20 protein-coding genes and 1 pseudogene are annotated in these 25,770 nt (G+C 30.1%); 10 read left to right on the forward strand and 11 right to left on the reverse strand.

The window, feature by feature from the left end; all coding sequences use genetic code 11:
• Positions 1-27: 27 nt before the first annotated feature.
• From E0E45_RS07250 to E0E45_RS07295, 10 genes are all read right to left on the reverse strand, one after another.
• Positions 28-1,218 (reverse strand): glycoside hydrolase family 88 protein, encoded by a 1,191-nt coding sequence (locus E0E45_RS07250; protein ID WP_130890555.1) that lies wholly within the window; start codon positions 1,216-1,218, stop codon positions 28-30.
• A gap of 30 nt (positions 1,219-1,248) precedes the next feature.
• Positions 1,249-2,661, reverse strand: a complete 1,413-nt coding sequence (locus E0E45_RS07255; protein ID WP_130890556.1) for a sulfatase — start codon at positions 2,659-2,661, stop codon at positions 1,249-1,251.
• 398 nt (positions 2,662-3,059) lie between these two features.
• The gene (locus tag E0E45_RS07260) at positions 3,060-4,622 is read right to left on the reverse strand and encodes an extracellular solute-binding protein (protein ID WP_232044075.1); all 1,563 of its coding nucleotides are present in this window, start codon (positions 4,620-4,622) and stop codon (positions 3,060-3,062) included.
• A 92-nt stretch (positions 4,623-4,714) separates the two neighbouring features.
• Entirely contained in the window at positions 4,715-5,551 is an 837-nt protein-coding gene (kduI, locus tag E0E45_RS07265) for a 5-dehydro-4-deoxy-D-glucuronate isomerase (protein WP_130890557.1), read from the reverse strand.
• Between the two features lie 46 nt (positions 5,552-5,597).
• Positions 5,598-6,377, reverse strand: coding sequence for a 2-dehydro-3-deoxy-D-gluconate 5-dehydrogenase KduD (kduD, locus tag E0E45_RS07270; protein ID WP_130890558.1), 780 nt, complete (start codon positions 6,375-6,377; stop codon positions 5,598-5,600).
• A gap of 296 nt (positions 6,378-6,673) precedes the next feature.
• Complete coding sequence (locus tag E0E45_RS07275) at positions 6,674-8,887, reverse strand: tetratricopeptide repeat protein (protein ID WP_130890559.1); 2,214 nt, start codon at positions 8,885-8,887, stop codon at positions 6,674-6,676.
• A 121-nt stretch (positions 8,888-9,008) separates the two neighbouring features.
• Positions 9,009-9,845, reverse strand: a complete 837-nt coding sequence (locus tag E0E45_RS07280; protein ID WP_232044076.1) for a YitT family protein — start codon at positions 9,843-9,845, stop codon at positions 9,009-9,011.
• 31 nt (positions 9,846-9,876) lie between these two features.
• A complete protein-coding gene (locus E0E45_RS07285) occupies positions 9,877-10,719 on the reverse strand; it encodes a mechanosensitive ion channel family protein (protein ID WP_130890561.1) in 843 nt (280 codons plus the stop codon).
• Positions 10,720-10,759: 40 nt separating this feature from the next.
• The gene (locus E0E45_RS07290; RefSeq protein WP_130890562.1) at positions 10,760-11,521 is read right to left on the reverse strand and encodes a WG repeat-containing protein; all 762 of its coding nucleotides are present in this window, start codon (positions 11,519-11,521) and stop codon (positions 10,760-10,762) included.
• Positions 11,522-11,639: 118 nt separating this feature from the next.
• A complete protein-coding gene (locus tag E0E45_RS07295) occupies positions 11,640-13,988 on the reverse strand; it encodes an aminotransferase class I/II-fold pyridoxal phosphate-dependent enzyme (protein WP_130890563.1) in 2,349 nt (782 codons plus the stop codon).
• A gap of 154 nt (positions 13,989-14,142) precedes the next feature.
• Between E0E45_RS07295 and E0E45_RS07300 the strand changes: the two genes are divergently transcribed.
• The 10 genes from E0E45_RS07300 (at position 14,143) to E0E45_RS07345 (ending at position 25,467) form a co-directional block, all read left to right on the forward strand.
• Positions 14,143-14,730: a DJ-1/PfpI family protein gene (locus E0E45_RS07300; protein ID WP_130890564.1), complete on the forward strand. Its 588-nt coding sequence runs from the start codon at positions 14,143-14,145 to the stop codon at positions 14,728-14,730.
• A gap of 215 nt (positions 14,731-14,945) precedes the next feature.
• Positions 14,946-15,431 carry an FKBP-type peptidyl-prolyl cis-trans isomerase gene (locus E0E45_RS07305; RefSeq protein WP_130890565.1) on the forward strand — a complete coding sequence of 162 codons (486 nt, stop codon included), beginning with the start codon at positions 14,946-14,948 and terminating at the stop codon, positions 15,429-15,431.
• Positions 15,432-15,523: 92 nt separating this feature from the next.
• Positions 15,524-15,955: a ribose 5-phosphate isomerase B gene (gene rpiB, locus E0E45_RS07310; RefSeq protein WP_130890566.1), complete on the forward strand. Its 432-nt coding sequence runs from the start codon at positions 15,524-15,526 to the stop codon at positions 15,953-15,955.
• 41 nt (positions 15,956-15,996) lie between these two features.
• Positions 15,997-16,338, forward strand: a complete 342-nt coding sequence (locus E0E45_RS07315; protein WP_130890567.1) for a histidine triad nucleotide-binding protein — start codon at positions 15,997-15,999, stop codon at positions 16,336-16,338.
• A 437-nt stretch (positions 16,339-16,775) separates the two neighbouring features.
• Positions 16,776-18,377 (forward strand): AbgT family transporter, encoded by a 1,602-nt coding sequence (locus E0E45_RS07320; protein ID WP_130890568.1) that lies wholly within the window; start codon positions 16,776-16,778, stop codon positions 18,375-18,377.
• 25 nt (positions 18,378-18,402) lie between these two features.
• Entirely contained in the window at positions 18,403-19,563 is a 1,161-nt protein-coding gene (locus E0E45_RS07325) for an amidohydrolase (RefSeq protein WP_130890569.1), read from the forward strand.
• A 172-nt stretch (positions 19,564-19,735) separates the two neighbouring features.
• Positions 19,736-21,301 (forward strand): AbgT family transporter, encoded by a 1,566-nt coding sequence (locus tag E0E45_RS07330; RefSeq protein WP_130890570.1) that lies wholly within the window; start codon positions 19,736-19,738, stop codon positions 21,299-21,301.
• A gap of 22 nt (positions 21,302-21,323) precedes the next feature.
• Complete coding sequence (locus E0E45_RS07335) at positions 21,324-22,505, forward strand: M20 metallopeptidase family protein (RefSeq protein WP_130890571.1); 1,182 nt, start codon at positions 21,324-21,326, stop codon at positions 22,503-22,505.
• Between the two features lie 207 nt (positions 22,506-22,712).
• Positions 22,713-24,230, forward strand: coding sequence for an AbgT family transporter (locus tag E0E45_RS07340; protein WP_130890572.1), 1,518 nt, complete (start codon positions 22,713-22,715; stop codon positions 24,228-24,230).
• A 43-nt stretch (positions 24,231-24,273) separates the two neighbouring features.
• Positions 24,274-25,467: a M20 metallopeptidase family protein gene (locus tag E0E45_RS07345; RefSeq protein WP_130890573.1), complete on the forward strand. Its 1,194-nt coding sequence runs from the start codon at positions 24,274-24,276 to the stop codon at positions 25,465-25,467.
• Between the two features lie 141 nt (positions 25,468-25,608).
• Here E0E45_RS07345 and E0E45_RS07350 read toward each other — a convergent pair.
• Positions 25,609-25,740, reverse strand: a pseudogene (locus E0E45_RS07350) (HU family DNA-binding protein); the annotation flags it as partial.
• Positions 25,741-25,770 lie beyond the last annotated feature (30 nt).

The raw sequence follows: 25,770 nt of genomic DNA on the forward strand, positions 1-25,770 counted from the left end.
AAAATTTATTTAATTATAAAATGTTTCTTACCAATATTTTCTCCACTCAGGTTTCATAATTCTAACAAGTGCTTCCATATAGAAGTAATCTCCCCACATACAACATTCATTTACACCTGAACCATTTGGTTTACTATATACCGAATCTGTCAATAACCCATTAGAACTATCTATATCTTTTGTAGTATAATTTTTTATTAAAGATTTTATTATTGCTTTCACAGCATTTAAGTAAATCTTTTTATCTGGATCAGAATCTGGAAGGTATTTTACCATTTCGAGAATTCCACATACTGCAATTACAGCTGATGATGTATCTCTTTCTTCCCCAGAAGCTTCATCAAAAATCAAATCCCAGCAACAAATATTATCTTCTGGTAAATGATTTAAAAAATAGTTAGTAACGCTTTTAAATAAATCTATAAATTTTTCATCTTTTAAGTAGCTATATGCCAGCGGAAATCCATATATTCCCCAAGCTTGCCCTCTTGCCCAAGCTGAATTATCCGAAGCTCCTTGTGCTGTAATCCCTTTTACTGGCTTTCCTGTTTCTGGATCAAAATAGAAAGTGTGATGTGTTGAACTGTCTTCTCTTACTACAACACTTGCTGCTGTATAAAGATGTTTTGTTGCTATCTCTCTATATTTAAGATCTCCTGTTACTTCTGTTGCCCAAAATAATAAAGGTACATTTAAGTTACAGTCTATTATTAATCTATATGCTGTTGGGTCATCTAAGTCCCCCCAAGCTTGGATGAACTCTCCTTTTTCTTTATATCTTTTAATTAAATGATCTGCTGCTTTTAATCCTATATTTTTAGCTCTTTCATTTCCTGTAATTTTATATCCTGCCACTACTGAAGGAGTATATAAAAATCCTAAATCATGATGGTTAACTGCTACTTTATTTGTTATTCTTTCATCATAGCTTTTTATCTGAAAAAACGCTGTCTTTCTATACCTTTCCTCTCCAGTTATTTCATACGCAAGCCATAACATTCCTGTCCAGAATCCACTTGTCCAATCATCCCATTCTCCACCATTAAGTACTCCTGGATATATATAATTTGTACTACATGCTCTTGGAAAAGTATTTATAAAAGTCCTTGTATTAGCGTCTATTTTCTTTAATGCTTCATGTAATGCTCCATATAATATTTCTTTAGGAAGATCTATTTTTTGTGAAAATCTTTCTCTAATTTCTTTTTTTAATTCCATTTTTTCTCCTTATCAATTTATTTTATATTCTTAAAATTCAAACTTATCTTTATATTTAATAGCCCATTCTTTTAATTTAGCTTCTAGTTCTGTTGCTATTTCATTTTCTGAACAATTATTTAATTTTATAGGATTCATTTGATATGGGTCATTTATATTGTCATATAATAATCTCTCTATTCCATGAGCTATTGTATATCCTCTATTTATTACATAAGTATGTTGTTTCGTTCTAATAGCTCTCCATCCAAAAGCTGTATTATCTTTACCATAGCTTTTAAATTCTTCTATTGCTCTTATTTGCCCTGGATATCCAGCCATAATAGCATAGTTTTCTATATCATTTCCATTTAAGATAACTTCTTTTAAATCTATTCCCTGTATGCTTTCTGGAATAGGAAGATTCATAAGGGATAAAATTGTTGGCATAATATCAACACCATTTAATACTACATTTGTATTTCCTCTTATGAATCTATCTCCATATTTAATCAAGAATGGTATTCCTACTGATTCTTCAAACCATACATGTTTACTCCAAAGTCTGTGACTACATAACATTTCTCCATGATCTGCTGTCAATACAATTATAGTGTCATCATATATTCCATTATCTTTTAAGTTTTGTAAAAGTCTTCCAAAATTTTCATCTATTCCAGTTACAGCAGCAAAATATTTTCTCATTACATCCTGATATTGCTCATCTGTAAAATTAAGTTTAGGATTTACACATTCTGTATGATCTGTTACATCTGTCAATAGTACATTTGGATTAATTTTAAATTTTTTATTTTTATACATATCTACATATTTTTGTGGAACCAGATCTAAAGGTGTATGTGGTGGATTCCATGATAAAATTAATGAAAAAACTTCATCTTTATTATTATTAATAAATTCTATTGCTTTATCTGTTTCATGTTCAACTGACCATTGTTCTATATTTATCATTTTATTGTCATTATGCCAATAATGTGGTTTTAGATGTTGATCACAAGTTCCATATGAATACCAATAATCAATTCCATGCCTTCTTTTTCCAGGTGGAGTAAATGCATCCCAATCTCTAGCTCCTGAAATAGGTTCATGATTAAAGTTTATTTCTGGACTGTCTAAATGCCATTTTCCAATATAGCCTGTTTTATATCCATTTTTCTTTAATATATCCATAAGAGTTATATCTGTTTCTCTTAGTTCCAGCTTAGATAACCCAGGCTTGCAGTTTGTCCATACTCCATGAGTTACAGGATAAGTCCCTGTAAATATTGTTGCTCTATTTGGTGAACACAATGGACATGCACTTACAGCATTATCAAAGCTTAAAGACTCTTTTGAGAACTTATCTATATTTGGTGTAATTACTTCATCTTTTCCCAAAAACCCCATAGCATCTCTACGCCATTGATCTGCAAAAACAAACAATAAGTTTGGCTTTTTATTCATAAATCATTTCCTCCTTTGAGTTTTAGTTTTTTGTTATTATTCTTGCACTTTCATCAAAATTCTTTCTATATTTCTCATTTTCTTACACCATGGAGTATATCAGAATTAAAAAAAATGTAAATCTTCACTATTCAACTAGAATTGTGGTTATATTTTTTTTACTATTTTTTATTTTATAATACTTATTTTTTAATATTTTTTTATTATATTTTTTTGTAAAAAAATATTTATAAGATTTAAAAAACATTTTTATTTGAGTCTGGTATAAAAAAGGATTTATTTTTTATTTCTATCCCAATTTTTATTGTGATATGTGAATCTAGAAAATAATATATTATTAAACTTTTTTGTTAAATAAAAAATGGTTCCTAAACTAATTTAGAAACCATTTTTTTATTTTATCTGCTCATAAATCTTTCATATGCTTGTTTTTGAATCTTAGTAGCTTTCCCTAACCCTGCTTTATTTAATCTATACATATAATTCTGCCAATCTTTATCTACATCTGATACTCCTAATATCCAAATTTGAGCCATTTCTTCTGTTATTGCATTAAGTTGTATCTCTATCTGCGATAATTCTTCTATTTCTTCTTTGGTATATTTTAATTTAGGCATTGGCTCTTTAACAACCCCTGATTTTATATATAAGTCTATGTCTTTTACTGTTTGTGGATCTGCCCACTGCCTTTCATTATTTCCATCTTGGAACATTCCTAGCCTATACTGTGCCCCAGTTTCCCTTATAACTGCTAAAGGAGTCCGCCCTTGTGAGTCTTTTAAAATCTTGTCTGTAAATTGTGGATTTCCATCTATTAAAGTATAATCCTCTCCTTCAATTCCAAAATTCCATAATCTTCTTCCTTCTTTACTATACCAAAAATCAAAATATTTTATTATAGTTACAGGATCTTTTGCCATAGAAGTTATGGACCATCCTCCCAGATAATTTGGCCTTGCAAATGAAGTTGTCCTTTTTCCACGAAATTCAGGAGGTAAGATCACTGAAAATTCAAAATCTTGAATAACTTTTTCAAGTCGACTATTATAGTTTCCAGTACTTGAAAACCAGTCACAAGTAAATCCTCCAATATTATTATTTAAAATATAATCTCTTGAAGCTACACTTCTTGTAAATGCTTCTTGATCTATTAAACCTTCTTTAAACCATTTCGATATCTCTTTTATTGCTTCTTTGTATTCTTGTTGTGCTGGTCCAAAAACAGGGATTTTCTTATCATCAACATACCAAGTAAATTCAGCTTTAAATATATCTATTAATGATTTTACCACTTTATTTATTGTATTTCCTCTAACAAAAAATGGGATTTCATCTTTTACCCCATTGTTATTAGGATCTCTATCTCTAAAAGCAATCAATACCTCATATAACTCATCAATTGTTTTAGGCTCTTTCAATTCTAATTTTTTTAGCCAATCTTTCCTTATATAATATCCTTGTGATGTTCTTATTTTTTTATAATCATTATAATTAGGTATCATATAAATATGCCCATCAGCTGCCAATGCATCTTTTTTATATTCTGGATTTTCTTCAAACATTTTTTTGATATTTGGAGCATATTCATCTATTAAATTTTCTAAAGGAATAACTTTCTTTTCTGCTCCTAATTTTTCTAACTCCTCTGGAAATTCATATCCTATAATATCAGGAATATTTCCTGTTATCAACATAAGATTAAATGCTTGAACTTCATCACTTTGATTTCTAGACGCCACCCCTTTTAATTTTATATTTGTTAATTCTGCAGCTTTTTTATAAACTGGTAAATCTCCATTAAAAGCTTTTCCTATATGTATAGCAAAAATAGTAAATTCTTTTGGTTCTTTTGAAAGAATAAATTTATTTTTATTTTTTATTTCATTTTCATTCTTGCCTTTTGTACAACCTAGAATTAAAAATAAAAAAGTAACCATTATATATAAGCTTTTTCTTTTCAATCTTCCTCCTAAAATGCCATAGCAATCTAATTTTCTCATAAATTATAACATTTAAATAATTTATTACAAAATTAATTTAATATATTTATTAACTATCTTAAATCTCCCATTGCTATATGGTCCATATCTGTAAATGTTTGATTCTCTCCAACCATTCCCCAGATAAATGTATAGTTACTTGTTCCTACTCCTGAGTGAATTGACCAAGATGGAGAAATCACTCCTTGCTCATTAGCCATAATGATATGTCTTGTTTCTGTAGGTTCTCCCATTAAGTGAAAAACTCTTGTTTCTGGGTCCATATTGAAATAAAAATATACTTCCATCCTTCTTTCATGAGTATGACAAGGCATTGTATTCCACATATTATTTGGTTCTAATACTGTCATTCCCATTAGTAATTGGCAAGATTTACATACAGCTGGATGCACATACTGAAATATTGTTCTTTCATTTGAGTTTGCTATGCTTCCTAATTTTACTGGATTAGCTTTTTCTATATCTATTTTTACAATAGGATAAGTCATATGTGCTGGAGCTGAATTTATATAAAATTTAGCTGGATTAAGTGAATCTTCTGATATAAATACTAATTCTTTTGAACCCATTCCTATATAAAGTCCATCTTTTGAATTCATTTTATATTCTACTCCATCTACTGTTATTTTCCCTGCTCCACCAATATTAATTACTCCTAATTCTCTTCTTTCTAAGAAAAATTCAGAACCAAGTTCCTTACTTCCTTCTAATCTTACTTCTTTAGTTACTGGCATAATTCCTCCAGCAATTATCCTGTCTACATGAGAATAAGTTAAAGCTGCTTCATCTGTTCTAAATATAGTTCCTATAAAATAATGTTTTCTTAATTCTTCTGTTGTATAATGTTTAGAATCCTCTGGATGATTTGCATATCTTACATCTAATTTCATTTTTATCTCTCCTTATTTACCACAATATATTTTTATAGTCTTAAAATTATCTAACCAGCCATCCACCATCTACTGCCAGTATGTGTCCATTTATATAATCTGATGCTTTACTTGCTAAAAACACTACTGCTCCCATTAAATCAGATGGGTCAGCCCATCTTTCAGCTGGTATTCTTCCTAATATTTCTGCATTTCTTTTTTCATCTGCTCTTATTGGTGCTGTATTTGCTGTTTTTATATATCCTGGTGCTATTGCGTTTATTTGAATATTTTTATTTGCTAATTCATTTGCAAATGCTTTTGTTATTCCTGCTACTGCATGTTTACTTGCTGTATAAGGGGGTACAAATTTTCCTCCTTGAAATGATAACATTGATGCTATATTTATTATTTTTCCTGATCCTTGATTTATCATTATTTTTGCTGTATCTTGACTTAAGTGATATACTGAATCTATATTTATTGCCATTACTGCATCCCAATCTGAATCTTTATATTCTAATAGTGGAGCTCTTCTTATTGTTCCTGCATTATTTACTAATATATCAATTTTTCCATATACTTTTATACACTCTTCTACACATGATGTTACTTGTGTTCTATCTGTTAAATCTGCTTGAAAAAAGTAAATTTTTCTTCCCTGTTTTTCTACCAATTCTCTTGTTTCATCCCATGTTCTATCATATGTCACCACAAATAAATCTGCTCCTGCTTTTGCCAATGCTGCTACATATGCCTGTCCTAATCCTGTATTCCCTCCAGTTACAATTGCTGTTTTTCCTTCTAATGAAAAGAAATTCATTGAAAACTGTTCTAATTGCTTCATAGTTATAAATCCTCCTTTTTTAATTATATTTTAATTTTTACGATTTAATTATTACATGTTAAAAATTAAAAGTAAATCTTCAATTTTACATTTACATTTTTCTATCTTTTTTATTTTTATTTTTCCTAATATTAAATATTACTTATAAATTTTTTTATAATTATTTCATATTTTTTTACTATTTTTTATTTAATATCATATACTATTTAGTATAAAATAATTTTACAAAAAAAAGTGTCAGTACTTACTCAAGAAGTACCAACACTTATAATTATACACTTGTTAACATTATTCTTTTAAGAAAATATTACTGGCATAGCATTTATCAGTGATTTAACTATATTATAATCCTCTTTAACAGCATCAGAATTTATATCTAAATATTTCTCTACATTTTCAAGATATTCTTTTGCCACTTCTTTCTCATCTATTTCAGCATAGTTCCAAGCTAATTCTAAATCTGTCCACCCTTCATATCCACCTATTTCAGCTGATTTCTTTATATGTTCCATAGACTCAATATATTTTCCACATTTTCTCAATACTCTTCCAAGATTATATTCTATCCAGCTGTCATAAGGATTAAGTGCAACTGCTTTTTTAAAGTTTTCTGAAGCTTCTTCATTTCTTCCTAACTTAGCAAGAGTCCATCCTATCTGTGAATAAATCCATTCATCATTTCTTCCCATTTCTATTACTTTTTCAAAATATTTTAACCCTTCCTCATATTTTTCTAAAGTTCCTAGATTCCAACCTATTTCTGAATACAACCAGATATCATCTCTTCCAGCTTTCTCTGCTTTATCCAAATAAACCAAAGCCTCTTCTGCTCTATCAAGTCTTCCATAATTGTAAGCTATCTCTGAATACAACCAGTCATCTTCTCTTCCTAGCTCTTGAGCTTTGAATAATCTTGCTATAGCTTCCTCACTTTTTCCAGTTCTTCCTAGGCAGATAGCAAATTCACAATTCAACCAGACATCTTCTCTTCCTAACTTTTCTGTTGTTTCAAGATATGAAAGTGCCTCTTCATATTTTCCTATAATATCATATGACCAGGCTATTTCTGAATTCAACCAGATATCATTTCTTCCTAATTCTTTTGCTTTAAGATAATACTCTATTCCTTCTTCCACTTTTTGATTTCTTGAAAGGCTGTATCCTATTTCTGAATATATCCAAGAGTCATTTCTTCCAAGCTCAATAGCTTTTTGAAGATACTTTTCCCCTTCTTCAGTTCTTCCTAATGCATCAAGATTCCAACCCATTTCTGAGTACAACCAGATATCATTTCTTCCTAATTTTTCAACTATTTCTAAATATTTTAAAGCCTCTTCATTTTTATTCAGCTGTCCTAGATTCCATGCTATAGTAGAATAAAGACGGATGCTCTTATCTCCAGCTTCTTCTGCATTTTTTAATTCTACTAAGGCCTCTTCATTTTTTCCTAAATCTCCCAGAGATAATCCCATTTCTAAATGAAGCCATGCATCATCTCTTCCTAATTCTTTTGCTCTGTTTAAATATTCTAATGCTTCTTCTGGTTTTGATATATTTCTCAAAGTCCATCCTATTTCAGACTCAAGCCATATATCATCTTCTGATATTTCCTTAGATTTATAAAGGTATTCTAATTCCTCTTCAAATTTATCTAAAACTCCAAGATTCCACCCTAATTGATTATAAAGCCATGGGTCATTTCTTCCTAATTCTTCTGCCTTTTTAAAATAATTTACTGCTTCCTCATGCTTTTCCATTCTTGCCAGCTGCCATCCTAATTCAGAATTCAGCCATGCATCATTTCTTCCAAGCTCTTCTGCTTTTTTTAGATATTCTACACCTTCTTCATATCTCTTTATAGCTCCAAGTGTCACTCCAATTTGTGATAAAAGCCAGATATTATCCTCTTCTCCCTCAAGAGCTCTCATATAATAATCCAGTGCTTCTTCATCTCTGTCTAATTGATTTAAACTCCACCCTATATGAGTAAGTGTATAGTAGTCATCTCCACCTACTTCTTCTATCTTTTTATAATATTCCAATGCCTTTTCATACTCTTCCAATTTCTCATATATATCTCCAATTTCAGTAAGAACAAAAGTATTTTCTGGTTCTAATTTCATAGCTTTTTTCAAAGCATCCAATGCTTCATCATTTTGCTCTATTCTTTGAAGATTCCATCCTAGTTCAAAATATGCCCAAACATACTCTGGATCTAAATTTTTGGATTTCTCAAAATATTCAGCAGCTTTCTCATAATTTTCTAAGCCACTGTAAGCATACCCAACTCTATAATTCCATTTTGCATCTTTTTTTCCCTCTTTTTCAATAGAAAAAAGTATTTCCAAAGCTTTTTCATAATTTCCTAAATTATTTTCTGCTCTTCCCCATTCAGATATAATTTCAAAATCTCTTTCTTCTTCTTTTGTTGCAAGAACCATATCTACAATTTCCTGATATTTATCCTCATCATTAAGAAGTGCTATTTTCTCTTTTAATTCTTTATTCATCTAAATCCTCCTTGAATGAATTGTATTTAGTATTATATATTCTACCATAAACTATTCTTTATATACAATCAACTATACTTTTCATTATGTCAATTTTCAGGTGCAGATATGTTTTTACTCTCTATTCCTTACCCAGTTCTTTAAATCCTTCTCCTAAAACTTCTGATACATCTGTTATTGTAAGAAAAGCTTCAGGATCTGTATCTCTTACTATTCTCTTTAATTTTACTATCTGAAATTTACTTACAACACAATATATTATATTTAAAGAATCTCTTGTATATCCTCCTGACCCATCTATTATAGTTACTCCTCTTTCTGTTTCATCCATGAGTTTGATTCTTAATTCCTCTGATTTTTTTGAAATTATAGTCACAGCTTTTGCTTTATCAAGTCCTTCTTGTAAAAAATCTATAGTTTTAGTCAGTACCATAGCGGCTATCAAAGTATACATAAAGATTTCTTTTCCAAATAAAAATGCCACTGCTGAAAGAACCACCACATCTAAAATGAACATAGCTCTTCCTACTGATATGCCTCTATATTTTGTCATTATTCTTGCAATAACATCTGTTCCTCCAGTAGAACCTCCAGACATAAATATTATTCCCAGTCCAATTCCACCTATAAAACCTCCATAAAGAGAAGCTAAAAGAACATCATCTGTAGCTCCGTTTAATCCTGATGTAAAATCCAGAGCAAAGGACATCATAGCTGTTCCATAAAGAGTTTTTACTATAAAATCTTTCCCTAGTATTTTCCAACCAATTATCAATATTGGTATATTTATTATAAAATAAGTTGTTCCAACAGGAGTCTTAAACAGATAGAAAACAATAAGAGCAATTCCTGTAACTCCCCCTTCAGCCAAATGGTTGCTTACATAAAAATAATTTACTGCAAAAGCATATAAAAAACAACCTAATGTTATAAAAAAATAATCTTTTAAAAATCTCAAAACTTTTTTTTCTATGTTACTCACCCCTATTTTAATTTTTTAAATTCACTTCTAATTTATTGTATGGAATTTCAATATTTTCATCATTGAAAACTTTTATAATATGTGCCATTAGTTTACTTCTCACACTATAATAGTGTTCTCTCCTTGTCCATACAATAAAATAAATATTAACAGATGAATCTCCATAACTCATTATATTTATAAAGTTTTTTCTTTCTTTTTCCAATCCTTCAAATGTTTCACTTATATTCTTCAATACTTCCACAGCCCTATTTTGATCACATTCATAAGAAACTGGAACTACCAATTTTATTCTTCTGTAATCATTCACATCATGATTAATTACATTACTGTTTATCATAACATTATTTGGAATTATTACTCTTTTACTGTCTAATGTATTTATATGAGTTGAAAATACATCTATTTTATATACTTCACCAAAAGCTCCATTTACTTCAATATATTCTCCCACAGTAAAAGGTCTTGTAAATAAGATTACCACTCCTCCTGCAAAATTAGAAAGAAATCCTCTGAGCGAGATACCTACTCCAAGACCTACTGCACTTATCATTGTTATGATAGATTGTTCCTTAAATCCAAATACAAGAAGCCCAAACAGAAAAAATATAATATATAATCCTAATTTAATAAAAGATTTGCTGAATTGTTTTGCTCCTTGATCAATCCTGTCTTTTGATACTTTATCAATATATTTTAGTACCACCCATGTAATTTTTTTTCCAATATAAATAATAAGTAAAAAAATAAGCAGTTTGACTAAAAAAATCAAAGCATCATTTAAAATAACTTTAAATATTTTTTCTCCATCGCTATTTTCTAAAGAAGTAATTACTGTAAAAAAGTTCATTTCAACATCTCCTTATATATTTTCCCCAAGATATTGTCTGTTATTTCTCTTTTATATTTTCACTCCATAAAGAAGATAACATATGTTTTACACTATAAAAAAATCCACTTACATTTTCTTTTATATTTCTAAAAAAACTTTTAATTACCTTTTTATTTCCATGTTTATTTATATAAAATTCTTTTCCATCTAATCTCACTAGAGCTTCTCCTTTTTGAAAAGAACTAGCACTTGAATATAGAAAATCTATAACTTTATCTCCATTTTTATTTATATATCCCCATTTACCATTATATTTTACTGCTGCAAGTTCTTCAGAGAAGAAATTTACCTCATCATATATCATTGGTATCTGTACTTTTCCATCAAAATTCAGATATCCATAGAGAAACTTTCTTCCATCTTTTTTATAAATTGTGATAAGATCTCTCTCAACTTCACTTTTTAACTCACTATACATCTGAGATTCCTTATCTTTATAATTATATACTCCCATATCTCCTATCCATTTTCCATCTTTAGTCATCATTCCTTCTTGATAGTTTATGTCAACAAGATATATATAATTGCTTTTTATAGCTATAAGCATATTATTCGGCTTTGTAATAAAATTATTCTTTGAATCAATTATTCCATATAGTCCAATAGAAGCTCGATCTCCATCTATTACTCTGACTATCTTATGATTTTCCAATTTTCTTTTTATAGGAACTTCTTCAACAACAAAATTATCTATTTTGATAAAATCTCCTCCAAAAAGTGTTGTTGTTATCATTATCAAAGCAATAAGTAATTTAATCATAATCTTACCCCCCTGTTTAGAAGTGTTCTGCCCTATAATATATTATAACTCTTATTTTCAGAAAAAAAAAGGGGCAATTAAAGTTTATTTTTAATCACCCCGTAAATTTACCAAATTATTAGTCTGGATTTATTACATATTCAGTTAATTCATTTACAAATTTCAATGTTTTATCATTTTTATCATTTACTGGATTAAATTCTACTATATCAACTGATGTTACAAAGTAGTTTTTAAACAAGTATTTAAATGTTTGGAATATTTCATCTGTAGTGAAACCATTTCTTACTGGTGTACTTACCCCTGGAGCCATTTCAGGATTTACAGAGTCTACATCAAAACTTATATGAAGATTATCTATTTTCAAGTAATCTTTTATCTCTTCAAGAATATTTTCTAATCCTTTTTGAAGAACTTCATCATGATATATAACTTTTACTCCAAGTTGATCTATTATCTCTCTTTCTTTGAAGTCCAAATCTCTAGCACCAAGTATAACTACATTTTTGCTGTCAATTTTAGCTCCTTCATAGAAACAGTTTACTAAATCTCTATCCCCTGCTCCTTGTAAAAGTGCAAGAGGCATTCCATGAATATTTCCTGTGATAGTTGATTCATCAGTATTCATATCTCCATGGGCATCTATCCATATTACTCCTATTTCTTTTTCTAATGATACTCCAGATATACTTCCAAGCGCTATAGAGTGATCTCCCCCTATTACTATCGGTCTATATCCATCTCTTACTGCTTCATTTACTGAAGCTGCAAGTCTTTCACAAGTGTTAAGAATAGTATTTTTATATTTTAGATTCCATTCATTGAAATTTTCTTTTTGTTTTTCAACTTCTATGATTTCCATTTCATCAAATGTATCTGGATAGTATTCACAAAGAGTATCTGGTCCAAATTCAATTCCAGCTTTGTTTGCTCCAAGATTCATTGGAACTCCAAACATCATGCTCTTCATTTTTTCTGTATATAAGTAAATAGCATCTTCTTCTTCGATTACATTGATATTTATAAGTTCAGGGTCAGCCATTCCTTGTATATGAAGTTTAGCTTCTTTTAATTCTTTTATATAGTCAATTATTTCTTCTGTGATTCTTTCTCCTGGAGTGATAATAGGGATTCCAGGTGGATAGGCCATTATCATTTCTCCACAGATTTTTCCAGCACTTTCTTCAAAAAGTATAGTGTTTTTATCACTGTAGAAAGCTTCCCTTGGTATCAGTACTTGCTCTGGAACAGCAGGCATTTTTATAAAGTTTCTTTTTACCTTTGTAACTTTTCCATAGAATCTTTCACTTATTGATTTCAAAGCAGCTATAAATTTATCTATACTTTCATCTGTATCTCCAATAGTAATAAGTCCTAATACATTGTAGAAGTCAGAAAGTTCTACTTGTATATTATAATCATCTACAAGAAGAGTTTCTAACTCAAATCCTGTAAGTCCTAATTCTTTTGCTGTAACAGTTACTTTAGTAGGATCAAAAGCAAAAATTCCTTCTCTTCCTACTATTTCATCACCAAAGCAGAACATTCCAGGTATTCTATTTACTTCATTTCTGAATCTTTTAGCAAGTTTTATAGTTCTGTCTAAAAGCTCATACCCTTCTATTGCTATTTGTCTTCTAGCACAATCTAATGACGCCATAAGTGGATATGAAGGTGATGTTGTATGTAAAAGACTTAGTATTTGCTGTACTCTATTTGTATCAATTCTATCTGAATTTACATGTAAAAGTGACATTTGAGTCATTGCACCAATTATTTTATGCGTACTTTGAGTACAAATATCTGCTCCTGCATCTACTGCTGATAAAGGAAGTTCATCATGGAAATGAAGATGTGGCCCATGTGCTTCATCTACTATAAGAGGTATATCATAGCTATGAACTATGTCAGCTATTTTCTTTATATCAGTAGCTACTCCATAATATGTAGGATTTATAATTAATACTGCTTTTATATCTGGATGCTGTTTCAGCATATTTTCTACAGTTTGGGGTCTGACACCATGGGCTATTCCTAACTCCTCATCAACCTCTGGATTCATATAAATTGGTTCAGAACCACTTAATATGATACCAGCAGAAACTGATTTATGTACATTTCTTGGTACTAATATCTTATCTCCAGCTTTCATTACAGACATAATCATTGCTTGAATAGCACCAGAAGTTCCATTCACTGCAAAAAAGCTTTTCTTAACACCATAAGCATCTGCTGCTAATTCCTGAGCTTCTTTTATACAGCTTTTCGGCTGATGTAGTCCATCTACCATTTTAAAAATAGTTACATCTATGGAGAAAGGTCCATTCCCCATGAAATCATAAAATTCTTTGTCTACTCCTTTTCCTCTCTTGTGACCAGGCACATGAAATGGAAGAATATCCCTTCCAACATATTCATCTTTCAACACAGAGAATAGTGGAGTCTTATTTTGGTCTAGCTTTGACATCTTACCTCCTTTAGTAATTTTTTTGTTATAGATATTTATTTCTTTTTATAATATAATGTTGAAAATAACATATTTATATAAAAAGTTAAATACGATGTATTGTAAAGCTTTTTATCTAATTAGTCAATAAAATTTATTTTTTTAGGAGAAAATTATGAAAAATATACTCTTACTCATTTCACAAGGTGTTGAAATTCTTGAAGTATCTCCATTTATCGACGTTTTTGGCTGGAATATGGTTGTAGGAAAAAAGGACACTCTTGTTACCACTTGCAGCTTCCATAATATAATCAATTGTACATGGAATATTAGTATTTTACCAGAAATAAATTTAAAAAATACAAAATTAAATTTAGGAATATACGATGCTTTAGTAATCCCTGGCGGATTTGGTAAAGCAGGTTTTTTCAATGACATGAAAAATGAAGAGTTTCATAATATTATTCAAAATTTTCATAGTCAAAATAAAATAATACTTGGTGTATGCACTGGAGTCATTCCACTAGGAGAAAGTGGTATTCTTAAAAATAGAAAAGCTACTACTTATCTTTTAGATAATGAAAGATATTTCAGACAGCTTTCAAATTATGGAGCAATCCCTGTAAGAGAAGAAATTGTAATTGATGGCAATATAATTACATCTTCTGCTCCTAAAAATGCTTTGGAAACAGCATTTATTTTACTTGAAAAATTAACTTCCAAAGAGAATATGGAAAATGTAAAATACAACATGGGATTTTAAATGTTCCAATACTTGTAACCTACCAAATTATAAATAGAAATCCTTTAAATATTTTCTATTTTAATATATTTTTCTTTTATTTTTGGTTCTAATACTATTCTGTTCTATATTATTTTATTATTTTAAAAAAAGTTGATGAAATTTATTAGAAATTATGGTATTCTTATTTATATGAAGATTTTTAGAAAAAACTATTTTAAAGAGGTGAATTTTTTATGAAAATTGCTGAAAGCAATGTAGTAACATTAGAATTTAAAGTTTATGATAACGATACAAATGAACTTTTAGAGGATACAAAAGAAGTTGGACCATTTTTCTATATCCATGGATTAGGAAATTTTGTCCCAAAAATTGAAGAAACTTTAGAAGGGCAAGAAAAAGGATTTAAAACTATTATGACTCTTACTCCTGAAGAAGGATATGGAGAATATGATCCAGATCTTGTTGAAGAAATGGCTAAAGCTGATTTTGAAGAATTTGAAGATATTTATGAAGGACTTGAATTCATTGCTGATATGGATGATGGAACTGAACAGCAATATGTTATTACTGCTATTGAAGATGATATTGTAACTGCTGATGGAAACCATCCATTTGCTGGAAAAAATATCAGATTTGAAGTTGAAGTAACTGGTGTAAGAGAAGCTACTGAAAAAGAATTAGAACATGGACACCCTCACTTTGAAGGTTTTGAAGACTAATCAATAGCAATACCACAGGCTGACTAAAAGTGAGATTTTTGCCAGCCTGTTCTTTTGTACTTTAATTTTAAAAATTTGGAGGCGTAATAATTATGAAAATTGCTTTAGGTGCAGATCATGGTGGATTTGAGCTAAAAGAAAAAGTAAAAACACATCTTATAAAAAAAGGATATGAAGTATTGGATCTTGGAACTAATTCAACTGACTCTGTAGATTATCCTGAATTTGGTCATACAGTAGGTCATGCTGTTGTTGATAAAAAAGCTGAATTTGGAATAGTTGTTTGTGGAACTGGAATAGGTATCTCTATTGCTGCCAACAAAGTTCCTGGTGTGAGAGCAGCTCTTTGCACTAATACTACTATGGCAAGATTGACTAGAGAACATAATAATGCTAATATTCTTGCAATGGGTGGCAGAATTGTTGGAGATGTTCTTGCTCTTGAAATGGTAGATATTTTCCTTACTACTGAATTTCAAGGTGGAAGACATGAGAATAGAATCAATAAAATAGAAAATATTTAATTTAATTTTATAAGACTTATATTAAATTAGGAGATGATTTTATGGCTACTCTTTTTACAAAAATAATAAATAGAGAAATTCCAGCAGCTATTGTCTATGAAACAGATAGTGTTCTAGCTTTCAAAGATATTAATCCTGCCGCACCTATACATATTTTAGTAGTACCTAAAAAAGAAATTCCTACAGTAAATGATATAGCCCCTGAAGATAAAGAAATAATAGGAGATATGTATCTGGCTATCAGTAAAATAGCTAAAGATTTAGGAATAGATGAAGAAGGTTACAGAGTTATAACTAACTGTAATGAATATGGTGGTCAGGAAGTGTTCCATCTTCATTTCCATCTTCTTGGAGGGAAAAAATTAGGTCCTCTGCTATCATAAATATTAATTCTAAATTAAAATAAGGCTGTTTCTATTTATGAAACAGTCTTTTTCTTTTTTCAACTATCTGTTCAAAATTATAAAGATATTTCCTACTGCTAAAAATATAACCTTATATCTTTTTATTGAAAAGCTTTTTAATAATTTTCTTTATAATTATTTTTTATCCTTCAAAACTTCCTTTAATTTTCTATTCTTTTCTTATTTATTCTAAAATTTTAATATAATTATTTTCATTTTTAACTTTTTTAGAAAAATATGTATCATTTTTATAAAAATTTATTTTCTTTTTTCGCTTAAATAACATTATGATTTTTATCAGTTTATTTTTTAAAAACTTTTTCATTTTTACAATTGACTTTATATATATTTTGTAGTAATATTGTACAAAAGAATTTTATATGAATCAATGTATTTTACAAAAGGGGGAATTTTTAATGGAATCTACTGCTAAAAAAACTGGTATTGCTGCTAAGTGTATTAAATTTATTGAAAGGGCTGGTAATAAACTGCCCCATCCTTTTATTTTATTTGGAATCTTTATTTTATTTACTCTTCTAATTTCTTTTGTTTTATCTAAATTAGGTTTTGAAGCTACATATCTTGATGAAGGTAAAAAAATTGGAGATGCTTCAAAAATGGTTACAGTAAAGGTTATAAATCTCCTTACTTTTGATAATATGAGAAAACTTATTGTTAATCTCCCAGATACTTATGTCAGATTTCCATCTTTAAAAATAGTTTTAATTGTTATGATGGCAATTGGAGTAGTTGAGGAAACTGGATTTTTCAACGTACTTATGAGAAAATACCTTTTAAAAGCTCCAAAAAGCCTTATCACAGCTGTTCTTGTATTTGTATGTGTAAACTCTAATATTATGTCAGGAGCTGGAGTAATTCTTGCATTTACTATTGGAGGAGTTCTTTATGCTTCAATAGGAAGAAATCCAAAGCTTGGTATTATACTTGGATTTGCTGCCTGTAGTGGAGGTTATACTTCAAATATTCTTATTTCTGGTACTGATGCTCTTCTTGCTGGAATTACAGAACAGGCTGCTTCAAGTGTAGGAGTAAATATTACAATTACACCCCTTTGTAATTATTATTTCATGGCTGTTTCTACAATTTTTCTAACTTTGACACTTACATGGGTTACAGAAAAATTTATGGTAAAAATAACTGGAGGAGAAAATTTCGGTCTTGGAGATACTGAAGCTCTTGATCAGTATAAGCTTACTGCAGATGAAGAAAAAGGATTAAAATATTCATTTTATGGATTTCTAGTTTTTGCAGTAATAATGGCTGCCCTTACTTTTCCAGCAAATGCTTTTTTTAAAAATGATAAAGGAGCTTTTTTGCCTAACTCCCCATTACTTTCTTCTCTTGTTCCAATAATATTCTTCCTCTTTGTTTCAGTTGGAATTGGATTTGGAATTGGAGTTAAGAAAATAACATCTTCAAGAGATGTTCCTAAATATCTTCAAAAAGGAGTTGCAAAAGCAGTTCCATTGTTAGTTACAATTTTAAGTTCATCATTATTTATTGAACTTCTAAATAGAAGTAATATTTTTAAAATTATGGCTATAAAAGGTTCATTTATATTAAAAAATGCTAATGTAGGTCCTCTTCCATTACTTATATTGGTAGCTACTATTACTGCCTTTATAAATCCTTTTATGGTATCAGGTTCTACTAAATGGGTACTTCTATCTCCTATGATAGTTCCAATGCTTGCATTTTTAAATATTTCTCCTGCTTTTGCTCAGCTTGCATTCAGAATAGGAGATTCTGCAACTAATATAATTTCACCATTGAGATCTGACATCCCTGTTATTTTAGGATTAATGGCTCAATATGATGAAGAAAGAAGAAAAAGAGGAATTACAGTTTCAAAAGAAGAAGAAGCAGGATTTGGTACAATCTTCTCTCTTACTCTTCCTTATTCAATAGTTATTTTTGTTACACTGGTAGGATTAATGATAATCTGGTATTTCTTAGGACTGCCTATTGGACCTGGAGAATACCTATTCATAAAATAAAATTTAAATTAAATGGAGGTATAAAATGGAAACTAATGGAATCTTATTAATTAAAAATGCAACTATCTTGGATGTAGAAGAAAAAAAAGAGATTGAAGCTGATATTTTAGTAAAGGATGGTAAAATAGCTGCAATAGAAAAAACTATTGATGTTCCTGCTGATAAAGTTATTGATGCTGGAAAAAGATATGTAACTTCTGGATTGGTAGACTGTCATACACACTTGGGATTAAAAGGGGATAGTCAAGGTTTTGAAGGAATCGACCACAATGAAAAAAATGACCCTGTTACTCCTCAAATGAGAGGATTGGATGGAATAAATCCTCTTGATGTAACTGTTAATGAAGCTCTTGCTCATGGGGTAACTACTGTTGGAAGCGGTCCTGGTTCTACAAATGTATTTGGAGGTACTTTTGCTTGTATAAAAACGTATGGAGAATGTGTTGATGATATGCTTTTAAGTGATTCTGTTGCTATGAAGTCTGCCTTTGGAGAAAATGTAAAGAGAACATATAATGATAAGAAAAAAACTCCTATGACAAGAATGGGAATTGCTGCTTTATTCAGAGAATATATTTTAAAAACAAAAGAATATTTAAGAGATAAAGAAGCTGGAAAAAATCCTAAATTTGATATGAAACTGGAAGCCCTTATTCCAGTAATAAAAAAAGAAATTCCTGTAAAAGCCCATGTACATAGAGCAGATGATATTATGACAGCCATCAGACTTGCTAAAGAATTAGATTTAGATATGACGCTTGATCACTGTACTTGTGCTAAAGATGTATTTAATTCTCTTATGAAAGTTGATTATCCTATGATTATGGGTCCTTCTCTTGGGCATAGAGGAAAAATAGAATTACAAGGAAAAGGATTTGAATCTGTAGCTTTATTCAGCAATGCTGGGAAAAAAATAGCTATTACTACTGATGCCCCAGTGGTTCCATTGCAGTATTTGAATGTCTGTGCTGGACTTGCTGTAAGAGCCGGAATGGATAAATGGGAAGCTTTGAGAGCTATATCTCTATATCCTGCTTCATTTATGAAGCAAGATCACAGAGTTGGAAGTATCAAAGTTGGAAAAGATGCTGATATAGTTGTGTGGAGTGACTATCCTTTATCTAATTTTGCTCTTCCTAATTATGTTTTAGTAGATGGAGAGCTTGTAGAAGGAATAGATAAATAATTTAAAAAAATTTTTTCACAAGAGAGCAGAAAAATGTTTTTCTGCTCTCTTTATTTTCAATTTTATAGATTATTATAAAACATATTGACTTTTTTTTATTTTTAGTGTATAACTTTTTAACAAGGACAAGTTGTCTGAAAATATGTCTTAAAATATTTAAAGGGGGATTTATATGGCTAATTCAACAACGAAAAAAACTGGGATCATCAATATTTTTATTGAGATTATTGAATCTTTAGGAAATAAACTGCCTCATCCTTTCTGGTTATTTGTTTTCCTATGCGTTATCACATTAGTTGCTTCATCTATTTTTTCTTACTTTGATGTGTCTGTAGAATATATGTCTGCACAAGCAACAGGTGCTGCAATGACTACTGTTAAAGTAGAAAATCTTTTATCTTATCCTGAAATGAGAAATTTTCTTTCTAATCTTGTAAAAACTTATATTACATTCCCACCATTAGGTTTGGTTTTAGTTATGATGATGGGGGTAGGTCTTATTGAACAGACTGGGCTTCTTTCTTCTCTAATAAGAAAGATGATTTTACAGGCACCACCTTTTGTGGTAACTGCTGTTCTAATGTTTGTTGGAATCAATTCAAGTATTGCCTCTGATGCAGGTATACTTTTTACTCCAACTATTGGAGCTGCTGTTTTTAAGGCTCTTGGAAGAAATCCATGGCTAGGAGTTATTGCAGGTTATGCTGCTGCTTCTGGTGGATTAAGTGCAAGCCTTTTCATATCAGGAAGTGATGTTGTTCTGGCTGGTATAACTGAAAGTGCTGCCAAATCTATGAATATAACTGGTTCTACTTCTCCAGTTATAAACTGGTATTTCATGTCTGCTATGACTATTATCCTTACTGTTGTTCTTACAATTGTTACTGAAAAAGTTCTGGCAAAATTAGTTGATGATAATCAAATTGAAATGAAAGAACATGAAAAATCACAATATGAATTAACTCAAGATGAAAAAAAAGGTCTTTTATACTCTGGTATTGCTGTAGTAATAGCTATAGCTGTTCTCTTATTTTTATCTCTTCCAGAAAATTCTTTTTTCAGAAACGACAATGGGCAATTTCTTCCGAAATCTCCACTTATGTCTTCTGTGCTTCCAATAATATTTTCAGTATTCTTTGTTACTGGTACTGCATATGGAGTTGGAGCTAAAGTAATTACAAAGCTTGAAGATATTCCTAAACTTATGCAAAAGGAATTATTGGGTATGACTTCAATATTTGTTACTATGTTCCCTGCTTCTATGTTTGTTTATCTTTTTGGAAGAAGTAAACTTGCTACTATAGTTGCAGTAAAAGGTGCAGACAGAATAAAAGATTTGGATATTGGAGCTATTCCACTGCTTGTTTTATTAATATGTCTTTGTACAGTATTGAATCTTTTAATGGGAAGCTCTTCAGCTAAATGGCTGATCTTGGCTCCTATATTTATTCCTATGTTTTCAATGGTTGGTTTTTCTCCAGCACTTACACAAGCTGCATATCGTATAGGAGATGGTTCCACAAATATTATTTCACCTATTGCTGGGGCTGTTCCTGTAATTTTAGGACTTTTAGAGCAATATAAGCCTGATAATTACAATAAAAAAATCGGTGTTGGAACTATGATTTCACTTGAACTTCCTTTTACGGTTACTCTTTTAGTAGTTCAAACAATTGCTATTATTATATGGTTTACATTTAATATTCCATTAGGACCAGGAGCTAGTGTTTTTTGTTAAATAATTAATTAGGAGGATTATTATGTTAAATTTAGATATTATAAAAAATGAAATAAAAAACTTTGAGAGTGAACTTATAAAAATCAGAAGGCATATACATCAAAATCCAGAATTATCCATGGTTGAATATCAAACTTCTGAATTTATAATTGAAAAATTAAAATCTTTTGGAATAACAGATATAAAAAAAGCTGGAGAAACAGGTGTAATTGCTTTAATTAAGGGTAATGGAACACGTTGTTTGGCAATAAGAGCTGATATGGATGCTCTTCCATTTCAAGAAGATACTCCTGTTCCTTTTACATCAAAAAATGATGGAGCTGCTCATGCATGTGGGCATGATATACATACAACTTGTTTATTAGGATGTGCTTATATTTTAAATAAACATAAAAATGATTTTGATGGCACTGTTAAACTCCTATTCCAACCTGGAGAAGAAAAGGGATTAGGAGCTAAATCAATGATAGCAAATGGAGCTTTGGAAAATCCTGTTCCTGAAGCTATATTTGGTCTTCATTGCTGGCCTGATACAAAAGCTGGAACTATCTTTCACCGTTCAGGTAAAATGAGTGCTTCTTCTGACACCTTTAAAATTATTATTGAAGGAAGTCAGGGACATGCTGCTCATCCATATAAAGCTGTAGACCCTATAATGATTGCAGGTAATATTATTTGTGGAGTTCAGAATATTCTTTCAAGGGAAGTATCTCCATTGGAATCTGGTGTTATCACATTAGCAGCTATCAATGGTGGAAATGCTGCTAATGTTATTCCTAAAACTGTTGAAATAATTGGAAGCATCAGATCACTTTCTCCTGAAATAAGAAATTTTCTTCACCAGAGATTAACAGAAATAGCTGAAGGAACCGCTAAAACTTTCAGAGGAAAAGCATTTGTTGAAATTAATAAGGGAACTCCTGTTGTCATAAATGATGAAAAAATATCTAATTTGATAAAAGACACATGTGAAAATATTTTAGGAAAAGAAAATGTTATCTACAATCCTTATCCTTCCATGGGATCAGAAGATTTTGCCTGTTACCTAGAACAAATTCCAGGAGCAATGTATAGATTGGGGTGTGGATTTGAAAATGAAAAAAATCATCCTCTGCATTCCAATTGTTTTAATCCTAATGAAGATTCTATAGCTGTTGGTGTTTTCACTTTAGTTGCAATAGCAGATAATTTTTTTAAAAAGTAAGTTAGTCTTGTAAAATCGATATTCATCTTATTTTCTGTTTCATTTCACCGATATATACAAAATAAATTTAAAAATATCTTTTTTATATATTGTTTTAATATAAAAAAGTTGCTTTTTTTCAAATATAATATATAATAAGATAATATATCCGTGTCTAAAAAGACGTCTGAAAATATCGGAACATTGTTTACTAAGGGAGGTTTTATTATGGCAGATGCAAATGCAAAAAAACATGGTTTTCTGGATTGGGTAGAACGAGTAGGAAATAAAATACCTCATCCTTTTATTCTTTTCTGCTGCTTAGCTGCTGCAATTATTATTGTTTCAGCAGTATGTACAATATTTGATATACAGGTAATCGACCCTGTTACTAACAAAGTAGTAGTAGCAAAAAGTCTTTTATCAGCAGAAGGAATAAACTTTATGCTCCAAAGTATGGTTAAAAACTTTACTGGGTTCTCTCCATTAGGTCTTGTACTTGTTATGACACTTGGTATTGGACTTGCTGAACATGTTGGACTTGTTTCATCTTTCATGAGAAACAGTATCCTTACATTAAAAGATTATCCTAGAATAATAACTTTCATGATAATGATAATTGGTATATGTGGAAACTTAGCTTCTGATGCTGCTATTGTTGTTATTCCAGTTATATCAGCTTTTATTTTCCTTTCTTTAGGAAAACACCCTCTAGCAGGTATTGCAGTAGGTTATGCTGCTACTACAGCAGGATTCAGTGCTAACCTTTTAGTTGCTGGAACAGATGCACTTTTAGCTGGTATTACTACAGAAGCTGTTAAGATAGTAAATCCTAATTTCCAAGTTTCAGTAGTATGTAACTGGTACTTTATGGCTGCTTCTACTTTTCTTCTTGCAATAGTAGGTACTATTGTTACAGAAAGAATAATTGAACCAAGACTTGGAAAGTACAATGGTAAAAAAATAATAACACAGGAAGAAGTTTCTCCTTTGGAGAAAAAAGCTTTGAGAAAATCTGGAATAGCTAGTGCTATTTATTTAATAATTCTATTTGTAGCAGTTTTTCCTCAAAATAGTTTCCTTAGAAATGCAAAAACTGGTTCTTTACTAGACTCACCACTTTTAAAAGCTATCATCCCTATACTTTTAATACTTTTCTTAGTAGCTGGTATCACTTATGGTATTACTATGGGAAAAATTAAATCTGCTGGAGATGTTCCTAAATATATGACTATTGCAATGAGAGATATGTCTTCATATATCGTTCTGGTATTCATTATTGGACAATTCGTTGCTTACTTCAACTGGAGCAAACTTGGATATATACTTGCTGTTAATGGAGCAGAAATGCTTACCTCAATGAACTTGAAAGGAATTCCTCTTTTCATAATGTTTATCTTACTTACTGCATTTATTAACCTATTCATAGGAAGTGGATCTGCAAAATGGGCTTTACTAGCTCCTATATTCGTTCCTATGTTCTATATGCTTGGATATGCTCCATCTCTTACTCAAATGCTTTACAGAATAGGAGATTCTACTACTAATATAATTTCTCCATTATTTCCATATATGCCTATTATCTTAGGATTAGCACAAGAGTATGATGAAGAATATGGAATGGGTACTGTTATTTCTACTATGATTCCATATACAGTAGCAATGCTTATTATGTGGATAATCATGGCTATTATATGGATATCTTTAGGTATCCCTTTAGGACCAGGAGAAGTACTTTATCTTTAATTAATCTTAATTAATAAATAATTTATGACTGGAGGCTTACTGCATGAAATTTTCTGATATAGAAAATGTAATAGACAAACATATAGATGAAATAATTGCCTTTAGAAGAGATCTTCATGAACATCCTGAACTTGGTGGAAATGAAGTCAGAACCTCTGCTAAAGTTGCTGAACAATTAAAAAAACTTCCTGTAAAAATAAGGGAAAACGTAGGTGGACATGGTGTAATTGCTGACCTTACAGGAATTGAAGGAGGAAAAACTATCTTATTAAGAGGAGATATGGATGCTCTTCCTATTAATGAAACTAATACTCTTTCTTTTTCTTCAAAAGTTCCTGATGTAATGCATGCATGTGGACATGACATGCATACTTCAATAGTTCTTGGAACTGCCATTGTATTAAGTGAACTAAAAGATAAAATAAAAGGAAATGTAAAATTTATGTTTCAGCCTAATGAAGAATCTGCACCAGTTGGTGGTTCAAGAGCTATGATGGATGATGGACTTTTAGAAAATCCAAAAGTAGATGAAGCTTATGCTCTTCATGTTTTTGGCAATCCTACAGGTACTGTTGCTTTTAGACCTGGAGTAGCAAATTCCAGATCAGACAGAATAACTATAGAAATTAAAGGAAAAAGCAGTCATGGTTCTCTTCCTGGTGAAGGAAGAGATGCTATTGTCACAGCTGCAAATGTCATATCTTCTATTCAAACAATTATCAGTAGAAATATGGGGCCTGGCGAAAATGCTGTAGTTACTATAGGAAAAATAACTGGTGGAAGCAGATATAATGTTGTTTCTGATCATGTGAAATTAGAAGGAACAGTTAGAACTTTTGATACTGGTACTGCTGAACTTATAAAGAAAAGGCTTAGTAGAATAGTTATGGATATTTCTGATGCTTATGAATGTATAGGAACATTAGACTATCAAGATGGATATGATTTTATGTTTAATGATTTAGCTCTTTCTGAAGAGGTTATAAAATCTTTAAATCCTCTATTGGGAAAAGATAATATCATTATTCAGCCTAATCCTCTACCAGCAGGAGAAGATTTCTCATTTGTGACTAAAAAAGTTCCTTCTGTGTTTTTATGGCTTGGAACAGAAACCGATTTTAACAAAGGAAAATGTATTCTTCATAATCCTGAATTTATGGCTGATGAAAATTCACTAAAAGTAGGAATAAAAATTTTATGTAAACTTGTATTAGACAGATTAAACTCTTTGGAATAAATGATACCTAAAAAACAGAAGGTGCTACAGTATATAGTACCTTTTGTTTTTTACAATTTACAAAAATCAGAGAGAAATATTATTATTTCAATCTTATCTCTAAGATTTTAAATATAATATTTCTCTCTGCCTTTTAATTAACTATTTCATTTTTTTAGATATTCTAAATCTTACTATTTTCTTTGGATAGATTTTCATAGGTTTTTTTGTTACTAGATTTGATATTATTCTTGGTTTTCTTTCCAATATTTCAAATATTTCTCTTTTTATAAAATTTTACAAACTCCCCTTCTATCATAACTT

The sequence above is a fragment of the Fusobacterium ulcerans ATCC 49185 genome, assembly GCF_900683735.1.
GTDB classification, from domain to species: domain Bacteria; phylum Fusobacteriota; class Fusobacteriia; order Fusobacteriales; family Fusobacteriaceae; genus Fusobacterium_A; species Fusobacterium_A ulcerans_A.

What these genes read in the sequence shown, in the direction of transcription:
- E0E45_RS07285 (WP_130890561.1), bottom strand. Translation starts at nt 10,719, where the DNA reads ATGAACTTTTTTACAGTAATTACTTCTTTAGAAAATAGCGATGGAGAA.
- E0E45_RS07325 (WP_130890569.1), top strand. Translation starts at nt 18,403, where the DNA reads ATGGAAACTAATGGAATCTTATTAATTAAAAATGCAACTATCTTGGAT.
- kduD (WP_130890558.1), bottom strand. Translation starts at nt 6,377, where the DNA reads ATGAAGCAATTAGAACAGTTTTCAATGAATTTCTTTTCATTAGAAGGA.
- E0E45_RS07255 (WP_130890556.1), bottom strand. Translation starts at nt 2,661, where the DNA reads ATGAATAAAAAGCCAAACTTATTGTTTGTTTTTGCAGATCAATGGCGT.
- E0E45_RS07330 (WP_130890570.1), top strand. Translation starts at nt 19,736, where the DNA reads ATGGCTAATTCAACAACGAAAAAAACTGGGATCATCAATATTTTTATT.
- E0E45_RS07315 (WP_130890567.1), top strand. Translation starts at nt 15,997, where the DNA reads ATGGCTACTCTTTTTACAAAAATAATAAATAGAGAAATTCCAGCAGCT.
- E0E45_RS07250 (WP_130890555.1), bottom strand. Translation starts at nt 1,218, where the DNA reads ATGGAATTAAAAAAAGAAATTAGAGAAAGATTTTCACAAAAAATAGAT.
- E0E45_RS07300 (WP_130890564.1), top strand. Translation starts at nt 14,143, where the DNA reads ATGAAAAATATACTCTTACTCATTTCACAAGGTGTTGAAATTCTTGAA.
- E0E45_RS07275 (WP_130890559.1), bottom strand. Translation starts at nt 8,887, where the DNA reads ATGAATAAAGAATTAAAAGAGAAAATAGCACTTCTTAATGATGAGGAT.
- E0E45_RS07345 (WP_130890573.1), top strand. Translation starts at nt 24,274, where the DNA reads ATGAAATTTTCTGATATAGAAAATGTAATAGACAAACATATAGATGAA.
- E0E45_RS07320 (WP_130890568.1), top strand. Translation starts at nt 16,776, where the DNA reads ATGGAATCTACTGCTAAAAAAACTGGTATTGCTGCTAAGTGTATTAAA.
- E0E45_RS07295 (WP_130890563.1), bottom strand. Translation starts at nt 13,988, where the DNA reads ATGTCAAAGCTAGACCAAAATAAGACTCCACTATTCTCTGTGTTGAAA.
- kduI (WP_130890557.1), bottom strand. Translation starts at nt 5,551, where the DNA reads ATGAAATTAGATGTAAGATATGCAAATCATCCAGAGGATTCTAAACAT.
- E0E45_RS07290 (WP_130890562.1), bottom strand. Translation starts at nt 11,521, where the DNA reads ATGATTAAATTACTTATTGCTTTGATAATGATAACAACAACACTTTTT.
- rpiB (WP_130890566.1), top strand. Translation starts at nt 15,524, where the DNA reads ATGAAAATTGCTTTAGGTGCAGATCATGGTGGATTTGAGCTAAAAGAA.
- E0E45_RS07305 (WP_130890565.1), top strand. Translation starts at nt 14,946, where the DNA reads ATGAAAATTGCTGAAAGCAATGTAGTAACATTAGAATTTAAAGTTTAT.
- E0E45_RS07340 (WP_130890572.1), top strand. Translation starts at nt 22,713, where the DNA reads ATGGCAGATGCAAATGCAAAAAAACATGGTTTTCTGGATTGGGTAGAA.
- E0E45_RS07335 (WP_130890571.1), top strand. Translation starts at nt 21,324, where the DNA reads ATGTTAAATTTAGATATTATAAAAAATGAAATAAAAAACTTTGAGAGT.